The organism is Streptomyces rubrogriseus (assembly GCF_027947575.1).
Taxonomy (GTDB): domain Bacteria; phylum Actinomycetota; class Actinomycetes; order Streptomycetales; family Streptomycetaceae; genus Streptomyces; species Streptomyces rubrogriseus.
The window spans coordinates 5,550,647-5,562,910 of record NZ_CP116256.1; the positions used below are offsets into that span (position 1 = coordinate 5,550,647).

Below are 12,264 nucleotides of genomic sequence, written 5' to 3' on the forward strand. Positions count from 1 at the left end.
TCAGGCGTAGACGCCGAACTCGTACAGCGAGTAGCCGTAACCCGTGCCGCGTGCGGTGCCGTTGACGCGTACGTAGCGGCCGGTGCCGGACACGTCGAGGGTGTCGACGCCGCCGTTGCCGTCGGTCACCGTGGACACGGTCCGCCAGTTCTGTCCGTCGTCCGAGGTCTGGACGGTGTAGGCCCTGGCGTAGGAGGACTCCCAGTACAGCTGGACGTGCCGGAAGCCGGTGCGGGTGCCGAGGTCCACCTGGAGCCACTGCGGGTCGCTCCAGTCGCTGGCCCACCGGGTGTCCGGGTTCCCGTCCACGGCGTTGGCTGCGGTGCAGGGGCAGTCGCCGTAGCTGGGCTGGAAGGAGGACGCGGTGGCCGGTTTGCCGAGGGCGACGTTCGTACCGTCGACGGCGGGCGGCACGACCCGCGCCGAGAGGGTCTCGACGCCGACGTTGCCCCGGCCGTCGGTGGCCTTGACGTACAGCTTCCAGACGCCGGGCCGCTCGGGGGCGGTGACCTCGAGGCGTCCACCGCCGAGGTCGGTGACGGGCAAGGGGGTCAACTGCTTGCTCTGGTCGATGTAGTTGCTGTTGGCCAGTACCTCGTACGCGATCGGGTCGCCGTCCGGGTCGGTGGCGCGCACCGTGAGGACCAGGTCCTTGCCGGCCTGCACCTTGCCCGGGTCGCCCTCGACGCCGAAGCCGCTCACCACCGGCGGGGTGTTGTCGCGCGAGGTGTCACCGCCGTAGGCCCGCTTCACGGCGTAGTACGACAGCCGCTTCTGGCCGGCGGGCAGCAGGTTGAACCAGATGCCGCCGAAGTCGTACTCGGTGCCGTAGTGGAACAGGGTCGCGCCCAGGGCGACGCCGCGGTGCCCGGTGACGCAGTTCCAGGCGTCGGTGTAGCCCTGCGCCTTGGCCTGGTCGGTGGGTTCCCGCGGCACCCCGTTGGCGTCGTCCGGCACCTCCCACTCGCCGGCCGGTCCGGACTCGGTGACGATGTACGGCTTGGTGTAGCCGCCCTGTTCCCACGCGGAGCGCACGTCGCACACGGCGTCGTAGGAGTTGACGGCGTACAGGTCCAGGTCGGGGGCGTTCTTCTTGTAGTAGGGCCAGGCGCCGACCCAGGCGTCGGTGGAGGTCACCGGGTGGTTCGGGTCGACGGCGTGGATCTTCTTGGCGACGTCGTTGACGAAGGTGGTGTAGGCGTCGCGCTGGCGCTCAAGCTCGTCGCCGCCGTAGCAGTTCTGCAGGCCGAGCACCGACTCGTTGCCGACGTTCCACATCAGGACGCCGGGGTGGTCCTTGTACTCCTGGACCCAGCGCGGGAACTCGGCCAGCATCTGGTCCTTGTACGAGGTGTCGGTGAGGTAGTTGACGCAGCCGCCGCTGCCCGGGCCGCCGCCGGGCTGGAGCCAGAAGCCGGCGATGACCTTGACTCCGTGGGCGGCGGCGGAGTCGAGGAGGGGGCGGCTGCTCGCGTCGGTGCCCCAGGTGCGGATGGTGTTCACGCCCATGGACGCCAGGTCGGGCAGGTACCGGTCGGCGTCGGCGGGGGACGGCCCCCAGGTGAGGCCCTTGACCGTGTAGGGGCTGCCGTCCACGGTCAGCTGCCAGTTGCCCTGGCTGCCGGTGACCTTCACGACGCTGCCGGCGGCGTGCGCCTGCGCGGCGGGCAGCGCGGTGAGTGCGCCGAGCGTGAGCAGGCCGGCCGTCAGGGGCGCGGTGAGTCTGCGGGCGGGGGTGAGTCTGCTGGTGGGGGTGCGGGGTCGGCTCATCGGGATGTGTCTCCGGTCTGCGGGGTATGGGGGTCGGCCCGGCCGTGGCGGGGGCGGGGACGGCCGGGCCGGTCTCGGGGGCCGAGGGCGGTCAGGGCAGCTCGTAGTCCTCGTTGAGCGCCGCTCCGGCCTCCGGGTGGGTCTGGTCGTAGCCGCGCGCGTCGCACTGCAGTCCGCCGACGATGCAGTGGCCGACCATGGCGTCCAGGGTCGCCTCGTCCCAGGCGTTGAAGAAGTCGTAGTGGAACGAGTAGCTCGCGCCACTGGCCAGCCGTACCCGGGAGAGGTCGCCGTTGACCGGGAAGGCCATCTTGAACTCGATCATCGGCAGGGCGACCGGGTGGTCGGCCGGGCAGATGTTGTTGTTGGTCCCGGGGTTGACCACCGGATACGCCATGTGGCTCTTGTGGTCCGGTGTGTCCAGGTTCTTGCCGTCCCAGCAACTGGGCGCCTGGAAGCGGATGTTGACCTGGACGTCCTGGCGTTCGGGGCAGTCGGTGGGGAAGTCGACGTTGAAGAAGCTGTCGCCGCACTCCCAGCCCTCGACGAACCCGGGGTGGTCGCGGAACTCCTGTGCGCTCTGCATCGGGCTGGCGACGACGTAGCGCAGGCCCTTCGGGAAGGGGCGCACGCTGGTGTAGTCGGTGACACCGGCCTTGTAGTAGATGGTCTGCGGGCCGACCGGGAGCACCGGGCGGTCGCCGTCGTACATGGTCGGCATCCAGTAGCCGGAGCGGTCACCGGGCGCCCGGCAGGTGGTGGACCCGGCGTCGAGCGAGGCGGTGGTGCTGTACGCGTTGGTCGTCGTGTTGCCCATGAAGGTGTGGTCGTGCGACTTCCCGGGCTGCTGGGCGTAGACGATGGGGTCGTCGGGCGCGGTGTGGCTGACCCCGCAGTTGGCCTGGAACTCGTGGAAGTAGCGGTGCGGCGGCTCCTTCGTGGACGGGGTGACGCCGGTGACCGGCGGGTTTGCGGGGATGTAGCCGTCGCCGTCCGGGTCCTCGGGCGAGGCGGCGGTCGAGACCGCCATGGTGTGCCCGGTGTGCGCGGCGGAGGCCGGGGCGGACGCGGCGGGTGTGTCCGCGTTGGCGGCGACGGTGCCGATGCCGATCGAGGTCAGCAGTAACGCGCTCGCGACGAGGGTGCCGGACAGAACTTTCGATCTCCGTGGCATGGAGACCTCCTGAGAGGGTCGGGGAAATTCTCGGAGAGCGCTCTCCCACGTCGGAGTGTTGAGGGCACGGCGAAGGGTGTCAAGGGATTGAACGGAAGCGGCTGCGGGTGGGCCAACACACGTTGCTTCCCCACTTGTTGAACACAGCTCACGAGAAACGGTCGCAACTCTTGACGTGTCGTGCGCGCAGATGAAGCATGCACACCCAGAGAGCGCTCCCCCACCCCCACTTCGTTCACTTTCCGAACAAGGAGAGCCGCCCGCATGCCCTCTTCCCCCACGCCCTCCCCCACACCCTCCTCCGCGCCCGAGCCCTCCGGGGTACGGCGTCGCAGCCTCCTCGCGGCAGCCGCCGCGGCACCCGTACTGGCCTCACTCGCCGGCGCGGGAACCGCCGCCGCCGACTCCCCCGGCGGCCCTCGCGCCCTGCCCGGCGGTGGCGACCTCGGGCCGAACGTCATCGTCTTCGACCCGTCCACGGCGAACATCCAGGGCAGGCTGGACGAGATCTTCAAACAGCAGGAGTCCGCCCAGTTCGGCACGGGGCGCTATGCGCTGCTGTTCAAGCCCGGCACCTACAACGGCCTCAACGCCCAGCTCGGCTTCTACACGTCCGTCGCGGGCCTCGGCCTCTCCCCCGACGACACCACCATCAACGGCGACGTCACGGTCGACGCCGGGTGGTTCGACGGCAACGCCACGCAGAACTTCTGGCGTTCGGCGGAGAACCTCGCGCTGGTCCCGGTCAGCGGCACCAACCGGTGGGCGGTCTCGCAGGCCGCGCCGTTCCGGCGCATGCATGTGCGCGGCGGCCTCAACCTCGCTCCCGACGGTTACGGCTGGGCCAGCGGCGGCTACATCGCCGACAGCCGGATCGACGGCACGGTCGGCCCGTACTCCCAGCAGCAGTGGTACACCCGGGACAGCTCGGTCGGCGGCTGGCTCAACGCCGTGTGGAACATGGTGTTCTCCGGCGTGGAGGGTGCGCCCGCGCAGAGCTTCCCCGAACCGCCGTACACGACGCTGGAGACGACGCCCGTCTCCCGGGAGAAGCCGTTCCTGTACCTCGACGGCGACGAGTACCGCGTGTTCCTGCCGGAGAAGCGCACCGACGCCCGCGGCGTCTCCTGGGGCAGCGGCACCCCGCGCGGCACCTCGCTCCCGTTGTCCCAGTTCTACGTCGCCAAGCCCGGCGACGCGGCGGGCACCCTCAACCAGGCGCTGGAGGAGGGACTGCACCTGCTGCTGACCCCGGGTGTCTACCACCTCGACCAGACCGTGGACGTGAAGCGCGCCGGCACGGTCGTGCTGGGCCTCGGCTACGCCACCCTCGTCCCCGACAACGGCGTCACCGCCCTGAAGGTGGCCGACGTGGACGGCGTACGTCTCGCCGGATTCCTCGTGGACGCCGGTCCCGTCAACTCCGCGACGCTGCTGGAGGTCGGGCCCGAGGGGGCGTCCGCGGACCACTCGGCCAACCCGACCACCGTGCAGGACGTGTTCGTCCGGATCGGCGGCGCGGGCCCCGGCAAGGCGACCACGAGCCTGGTCGTCAACAGCCGGCACACCATCGTCGACCACACCTGGGTGTGGCGCGCCGACCACGGCGACGGCGTCGGCTGGGAGACCAACCGCGCCGACTACGGCGTGGTGGTCAACGGCGACGACGTACTGATCACCGGCCTGTTCGTGGAGCACTTCAACAAGTACGACGTGCAGTGGAACGGCGAGCGCGGCCGCACGGTCTTCTTCCAGAACGAGAAGGCGTACGACGCCCCGGACCAGGCCGCGATCCAGAACGGCTCGGTCAAGGGCTATGCCGCCTACAAGGTCGGCGACGACGTCACCGAGCACGAGGGCTGGGGTCTGGGCAGCTACTGCTACTACAACGTGAACCCGTCCATCGTGCAGCACCACGGCTTCGCCGCGCCGAACCGTTCCGGAGTGCGCTTCCACGGGCTGCTCGTGGTGTCGCTCGGCGGCAACGGGCAGTACGAGTGCGTCATCAACGACACCGGTTCACCCACGTCGGGGACGGACACCGTGCCGTCGAAGGTGGTGCAGTACCCCTGAGGCGAACGTGACGTCGGCCTTCAGGACCCGGCTGTGGCCTGAAGGCCGAAGTCGTCACACGGAACGGCAATCCAATTCGGTCTCCATCAACTCGTTACCAAGATCGCTACAACCCTTTCGAGGCGTGACACACATCACGACACCTGCTCGCGGAATACCCGATTTCTGCCCGGTTTCTGCATTGGACGGGTCATCAATCCCCCGCTTCTATAGAGCACTTGAACCGCAGGGGGAGCGGCGAGATTTCCCCTCGTGTCCGAGAAGGGAGTCTCGATGTCACCATCATCACGGATATTCAGCAGACGTCAGTCACTGGCCATTTTCGGCGGAATCGCGGCAGGTACCGCGGTGCCTCTGGGGGTGTTCGGGTCCGGCCCCGCGTACGCGGCGGACACGGCGGAGACCGACGGGGGTACGGGACTGCCCGACACCGACCGCGGCAAGGTCGTACAGGCGTACCGGACCGGTGGCCGCGCGGTGCGCACGGCCGCGGCGGCGGCGCTGGTGGGCAACGCGGACAGCGTGGCCACGTTCCTCGGCGAGCGGCTGCCGGCGGCCACTGCCGAGGACAATCGCTTCGCCCTCACCGAGGCCCTGGTCAGCGCGGGCAAGGCGACGCGTACCGGGATCGGGCAGGCGCTGTCCGGCGGGGACGCGGCGGTCGCCGCCTATCTTCAGGGCGGCTTCGAGTCGGCGGTGCACGAGGACCTCCAGGTGGCCGTGACCACCGTCAACGCGCACGGCGGCAAGGCCGTGAAGCGCGAGTCCTCCGAGGCGCTCGCGACCGGTACGGACTTCGCCCTGCGGGACTTCCTCAGCAGCGGGCAGTACCGCGCGCACGACGAGGACCAGCGCGTCGAGGTGACCTCCATCCTCGTGACCGCCTCGCCGCAGGTGCGGGAGTACGCGGAGCGGGCGCTCGACGACGGATCGCCACGCGCGATCCAGTGGTTCCTGACGACCGGGCAGTACATCGCCCGGGCGCGGGACGAGGAGTCGGCGGAGATCCAGCAGCTCGTCAAGATCGTGGAGTCGGAGGGCCGGCGCGCCGAGCTCAAGACCGACGAAGCGGTCGAGCTGTCCGAGCAGGCGGTGCAGGCCGCCGCGAAGGCCAAGGCCGCCGCGCTGGAGGCGAAGGCCGAGGCGCAGGCCGCCGAGCAGGACGTGCAGCGCTCCGCCAGAGCCGCGAACAAGGCGGCGCGGGCCGCCCAGGGTGCCGCGGCCGCCGCATCGACCGCGGTGTCCGCCTCGCGCACCGCGCAGGCCGCGGCCCGGCGTTCGGTGACCGCCGCGAACGCCGCCGCGGCAGCCGCCGCGGCCGCTGGTCGCGCCGCCTCGCGTGCCTACCGCGCCGCGATCAGCGCGTCCAAGAACGCGAACATGGCGGAGGCCGCCAACCAGGCGGCGAAGGCCGCGCGGGTCATGGTCGACTGGGTGCGCACCGTGGCCGCGAAGGCCAAGCTCGCGGCCCTCGCCTCCGACGCGGCCGAGGCCGCGGGCAACGCCGCCGCAGGTGCCGCGGTCAACTCGGCCGCCGCCGCGCGCGCCTCCGCGGACGCCGCCGCGGCCTCCGGTGCCGCGCAGTCCCAGGCCGCCGAGGCCCAGCGCCAGGCCGCCATCGCGGAGGCCGCCGCGGGCCGGGCCACGGCCGCCGCGAGCCGGGCCTCCACCCTGTCCCGCAGGTCGGCCGCCGCCGCCCGGTCCGCGTCCGCCGCCGCCGACAGCGCGGCCGACCACGCGGAGAAGGCGGCCGACGCCGCCGAGGAGGCGGCCCGGAACGCCGGCAAGGCCGTGGACTACGCCAACCGCTCCACCGCCGCCGCCAACGCCGCCGTGGAAGCCGCGAACAAGGCGTACGACGCGGTCACCGAGGCCCGGGAGGTCGAGAAGGAGGCCCGCGAGGCCGAGATCGCCCGGTTGAACGAGGAGACCGAGGAAGCGATCGAGGTCGCCAAGGAGCAGCGGCGCGAGGAGACCGACCGGCTGGAGCGCGCCAACCGGGAGCGCACGCAGGAGGCGCGGCTGTCCGAGGAACTCGTCGCGCTGATCACCGCGATGGAAGCGGCGTTCGCCGACGGCCGCACCGGGGAGGCCGTGGACAAGGGCCGGCAGGCCGCCGTCCTGCTCCTCGACCGGTCCGGCACGTGGACCCGCGAGGCCGCCGAGTTCGCGCTGGCCGGCTCCGACGAGGACGTGCTGCGCTGGATCGAGGCCGACCGGGTCATCGCGCTGCAGCAGGACAACGCGGAGAACACCGCGGCCACCGCCGCGATCTCCACGCAGAACGTGGCCGAGGCCGCCGCGGCGGCGCTGCGGACCGAGGACCCCGCCGCCATCAGGACCTTCCTGGAGAAGGGCGCGGTCGAGGCGGCCAGGGACGACAACGAGGTCGAGGTCACCACGCTCCTCGCGGACGACTCCACCGGTACCGCCGTACGGCGTGCCGCCGAGGCCGCCCTGACGGACGGTTCCGCCGAGGCGCTGCACACGTTCCTGCACGTGAAGCGCGCCGCGGCCGTCCACGAGGACGACAGGGTGGCGGCCACCACGCTGCTGGTCTCCGGCGGTCCGTACGTACAGGCCGCGGCGAAGGTCGCCCTCGAGGGCGACACGCACATGCTGCGCCAGTTCATCGGCACGACGCAGCACGAGTTCGCGCGCATCGACCACGATCACGCCACGCACATCAGCGCGATCCGTGCGGCCATCGCGCGGGCGGCCAAGATCGCTCAGGACGCGCTCGAGGACGCGGCGCGTGCCTCCGAGGCCGCGGCCGTCGCCCGGCAGGCCGCCGAGGAGGCCACCGTGTGGGCCGGCAAGGCCGAGGGCTGGGCGGCCGACGCCAAGGCCTCCGCCGAGGAGGCCCGCCGGAACGCGGGGACGCGGAGAACTCCGCTGCCGCCGCCGCCCGGTCCGCGCAGACCGCGGCGAACGCGGCCGCGGCCGCCCGCAGGGCGAGCAGTGTGGCGCGGGACGCGGCGAACCGGGCGGTGCGCTCCGCCGAGACCGCCGCGTCCTACGCCCTGGACGCCCAGCGCTCCGCGACCGTCGCACGCCAGGCGAAGCTCGCGGCGGGCAGGTCCTTCGCCGAGGCGGCGGCCGCCGCCACCGAGGCCCGGATCCTGGTCATCCAGGCCGCGATCCGGCAGGCCATCCAGGACGCGCTCGACAACTCGAAGGTGCCGATCGACGGCGAGACCGGGCTGCCCGACGGCGCCGAGAGCTGCCTGACGCCGTTCGGCGACCCGATCGAGCACCGCAACAACACCAATCCCTGGGAGCTCGGCTGGAGCTGGCTCACCGGCTCGGGTCCCACCTCGCAGTGCTTCGGCCCGGACGACGAGTTCACCCGCCTCTACCGTGAGCACTCGCACACGCAGGGGGTCCTCGCCTACTTCCTCAACAAGTGGCAGCGCACCGGGAAGTACGAGCTGGGCCACACCTACATGAACGACTACATGCTCAGCGGCTTCGACGGCGCCGGCAAGTACATGACGGACTACGGGACGCTCACCACGGGCGGACTCACCGGCAACCTCGCGTACACCTTCCTGGGCTCGCACCAGGTCCGCATGACTCCCATCCGGGAGAACGCGGACGGATCGGTCACCTGGCGCTACACCGCGTACAACGAGTCGGACATCGAGTCGGCGACGCACCCTCCGGTCATCGGGTACACGGACTGGTGGAGCGACACCGTGGGCGCGTTCGTCGACAAGGTCGTCGGCGACGAGGGGCCGCTGTCGCCGAAGACCCAGGTGATCGAGTTCAACGTTACGCTGGGTCCGTGACGCGCAAGAGGGCAGGTGGACGGTGGCTCTTCGCCGTGCTCGCCGCGTCCGCGGTGCTCGTGTCGGGATGCTCGGGGTCGGTCGACCCGAAGAAGCTGCCCGGTGTGTACCGCAACGACGAGGGCGGGCAGATCGAGCTCTCGGCGGACGGCACGTTCTCGGCCGAGCGTGTGACCACGAACGAGAGCGCGGGCCCGGTTGATTTCAGCGGCAGCTGGGATTACCAGGATCCGGACACCTCGAGCGATTTCGTCTACTTGGGGGTCGAGGACGGCGGTCTCGGAAAGACCGGCGGGATCCAGCTCTATGTAGACGATCAGGACACGCTGTACTTCCAGTCCGATCCGGACGGACCGGTCACGCAAAAGCTCAACAAGACGAGCTGAGTGGCCTCACATTCCCAGCGGTTGCCCGATTCCTGTTCCTTTCAGGAATGGGGCAACCGCGTCAAGTGCGCCCTTCGACAGGGCGCTTCAACCCATGATCCGTCGACTTTCTAGGACTGTGATGAAGAAACGCAGCTCATTCGTGCGCGTTCTGGGCGCCGCGGCGACCGCCGGCGCCCTGGCCTGGGCCGTGCTCGCCCAGGGCAACGCCGGCGCCGCCGCCACGACCGCCACCGAGGCCGTCGCCGAGGCCGCGCCCGGCTACGCCGTCGAGGACTACAACTACCCGAACGCCGACAAGATCCTGGCCGAGCAGAACATCGTCCTCAAGCGCGGCGACGGGCACATCGTGCTCGCCGACTGCGCCGGCGGGGACAACCTCCTGCAGTTCCTCGCGCGCGACCACGAGGACGTCTGCTTCGAGGTCACCGCCGACGAGGGCTACCTGACCCTCGAACTGCCCGCGGTGCACGGGGTGAAGACGGACGACTCGGCCAACACCCACCTGGAGATGACCGCCGAGGACGACCAGGTCGAGTACGACATCCCCGCGGACACGTGGAAGGGCGTCGGCGAGTCCGTCGACGGCCGCGAGCACGTCCTGGTCGAGATCCGCGTCACCAACTAGCCGACCTCCCCCTGTGATTGAGGAATCCACTCGTATGCCTTCCATCAGACGTTCCCGGGCGGCCGTGCTCGGCGCGGTCCTGACCGCCGGGTCGCTGGCGCTGAGCACGGCGGCCGCCGTCGCCGTCACCGGCGGCACGCCGGTCGCCGACTCGGACACCACCCACGCCTACACCGCGCAGATCACCGTCGGCGCCCACGACCGCGGCTGCTCCGCGGTGCTCGTCGACGCCGAATGGCTGCTCACCGCGGCCAGTTGCTTCGCCGAGGACCCGGCCGCCTCGCTCGCCGTACCGGCCGGTGTCCCCGCCAGGACGACCACCGCCGTCATCGGCCGCTCCGACCTCTCCGGCACGCAGGGCGCCGAGCGCCGCGTCGTGGAGATCGTGCCGCGCACGGACCGCGATGTGGTCCTGGCCCGCCTCAACCGGCCCGTCACCAACGTGACCCCGGCCCAGCTCGCCACCACCGCGCCCGCCGCCGGCGCGGAGCTGACGTTCGCCGGTTACGGCCGTACGGACACCGTCTGGGCGCCGCTCGAACTGCACACCGGCACCTACACCGTCGACTCCACGGCGGCCACCTCCGCGGGCGTCACCGGCAAGGACGGCGCGGCCGCCTGCATGGGCGACACCGGCGGCCCGGTCGTCTCCGGCGGCAAGCTCGTCGGCCTCAACAGCCAGTCCTTCCAGGGCGGCTGCCTCGGCGTCGACGAGACCCAGACCTCCACCGCGGGCGTCATCGCGCGCGTCGACGACCTCGCCTCCTGGATCGACGAGAAGGCCGGCGCCACCCGCATCGTCGACTTCAACGGCGACGCCGTCGAGGACATCGCCGTCGGCGACCCGATGGCGACGGTCGGCGGCGACACCACCGCGGGTCTCGTCCGTGTCGTCCACGGCGGCGGCAAGGGCGTCGCGGAGATCACCCAGGACCTCGACTGGGTGACCGGCGGCGCCGAGGCCGGGGACCACTTCGGCAACCACCTCGCGACCGTCGACTACAACGAGGACGGCTACACCGACCTCGTCGTCACCGCGTCCGAGGAGAACGTCGGCAGCGCGGTCGACGCCGGCTTCTTCGACATCCTGTTCGGCGGCAAGGACGGCCTCGGCAGCGGCCCGGCCTCCCGCCACTTCGAGCAGGGCTCGGGCAACGGCTCCATCGGCAGCGCCGCGCCCGAGACCGGCGACCGGATGGGCGCCTCCCTCGCGGCGGGCACCACCGCCGCGGGCGAGCCGTGGATCCTGGTCGGCGCGCCGGGCGAGGCGCTCGGCTCGCTCACCAAGGCGGGCGGCGCCTTCTACGTGCACGGCGACACCAGCATCAGCATCAACCAGGACTCCTCGAACGTCCCCGGTGCGGCCGAGGCGAACGACGCCTTCGGCACGTCCGTCACGGGCGACTCCAACTTCATCGCCATCGGCGCTCCCGGTGACGCCATCGGCGGTGACGCGAACGCCGGCAACCTGGCCGTGTTCAGCCACAAGCTGGACGCCGACGGACGGCCCACCGTGGTCGCCGGCATGGACCAGGACAACGAGAAGATCAGCGGCAGCGCCGAGGCCGGTGACAAGTTCGGTCAGGCTCTCGCACTGGTCGCCTACCGCCCGTCCGGTGCGGCCACGGCCACCGACTCGATCCTCGCGATCGGCTCGCCCGGCGAGGCCCTGGCCGCCGAGACCGGCGCCGCGCAGCAGGCGGGCGCGGGCAACGTCATGCTCGTGCACCTCGCGGCCGACGGCACCTGGGACTACCTGCGCGCGCTCAACCAGGGCTCCAGCACCGACGACCGCTCCGGCACGATCGAGGCCGGCGACTCCGTGGGCGCCTCCCTCAGCGCGGTCAACACCGCCCCGCGGGCGGTCGGTTCGGCCGACACCCTGAAGATCGCCGTGGGCGTCCCCGGTGAGGACCTCGCGGGTGCCGCCGACGCCGGCGCCATCCACACCTTCTCGCTGATGGGCTCGGCGGGCGCCAACGACCTGTGGATCGAGGCCGGCGACGGGGACGGCGTCCCCGGCACCCCGGGCGCGGACGAGAAGCTGGGCACCAGCATCCACCTCACCCCGCGCAACCTCTACGCCGGTATGCCCTACGGGCCCGCCGCCACCGGAGCCCTGCACGTCCTGCCCTTCCCGAACGTCGTGCCGGGCGGTACGAGCCGCCCCGCGACCACGTACCAGCCGGGCCAGGGCGGACTCCCGGCCAACGGCAACTACTTCGGGTACGCGGCGCGGTAACGGCTGCCGCCGTACGACCTGAGCCTCCGGGAACCACCCGGTGATGCCTCCGGTCGATTCGGCGGCGGGTTCCTCTCGGCCCCGCCGGGTTTCGGCCCGGCGGGGCCGAGTGCTGCGCGGTGGCGGGTACGGGTGCTGCGCCGTGGCGGGTACGGGTGCGGACCCGGGGTCCCGACGGGCAGTCGGGACCCCGGGCCGCC

General features: G+C 71.5%; 8 protein-coding genes. 6 read left to right on the top strand and 2 right to left on the bottom strand.

All coding sequences use genetic code 11. From position 1 onward, the window contains the following. The gene (locus Sru02f_RS25370) at positions 1-1,770 is read right to left on the bottom strand and encodes a discoidin domain-containing protein (protein WP_109028571.1); all 1,770 of its coding nucleotides are present in this window, start codon (positions 1,768-1,770) and stop codon (positions 1-3) included. Between the two features lie 91 nt (positions 1,771-1,861). Continuing rightward, the gene (locus Sru02f_RS25375) at positions 1,862-2,944 is read right to left on the bottom strand and encodes a DUF1996 domain-containing protein (protein ID WP_109028570.1); all 1,083 of its coding nucleotides are present in this window, start codon (positions 2,942-2,944) and stop codon (positions 1,862-1,864) included. Between the two features lie 264 nt (positions 2,945-3,208). Here Sru02f_RS25375 and Sru02f_RS25380 point away from each other — a divergent pair, with 264 nt between their 5' ends. The 6 genes from Sru02f_RS25380 to Sru02f_RS25405 all read left to right on the top strand — a co-directional run bounded on the left by Sru02f_RS25380 (position 3,209) and on the right by Sru02f_RS25405 (position 12,064). Beyond that, complete coding sequence (locus Sru02f_RS25380) at positions 3,209-5,017, top strand: coagulation factor 5/8 type domain-containing protein (protein WP_109028569.1); 1,809 nt, start codon at positions 3,209-3,211, stop codon at positions 5,015-5,017. Positions 5,018-5,365: 348 nt separating this feature from the next. After that, a complete protein-coding gene (locus Sru02f_RS25385; RefSeq protein ID WP_373103553.1) occupies positions 5,366-8,248 on the top strand; it encodes a hypothetical protein in 2,883 nt (960 codons plus the stop codon). Then, on the top strand, positions 8,197-8,808 hold the full coding sequence (locus Sru02f_RS25390) for a hypothetical protein (protein ID WP_373103555.1): 612 nt from the start codon (positions 8,197-8,199) through the stop codon (positions 8,806-8,808). Before Sru02f_RS25385 ends, Sru02f_RS25390 begins: the two co-directional genes overlap by 52 nt. After that, positions 8,805-9,194, top strand: coding sequence for a hypothetical protein (locus Sru02f_RS25395; RefSeq protein WP_109028567.1), 390 nt, complete (start codon positions 8,805-8,807; stop codon positions 9,192-9,194). Before Sru02f_RS25390 ends, Sru02f_RS25395 begins: the two co-directional genes overlap by 4 nt. Before the next feature lie 121 nt (positions 9,195-9,315). Further along, entirely contained in the window at positions 9,316-9,822 is a 507-nt protein-coding gene (locus Sru02f_RS25400) for a hypothetical protein (RefSeq protein ID WP_109028566.1), read from the top strand. A gap of 34 nt (positions 9,823-9,856) precedes the next feature. Next, positions 9,857-12,064, top strand: a complete 2,208-nt coding sequence (locus Sru02f_RS25405) for a S1 family peptidase (RefSeq protein WP_109028565.1) — start codon at positions 9,857-9,859, stop codon at positions 12,062-12,064. The last annotated feature ends 200 nt before the right edge of the window (positions 12,065-12,264 follow it).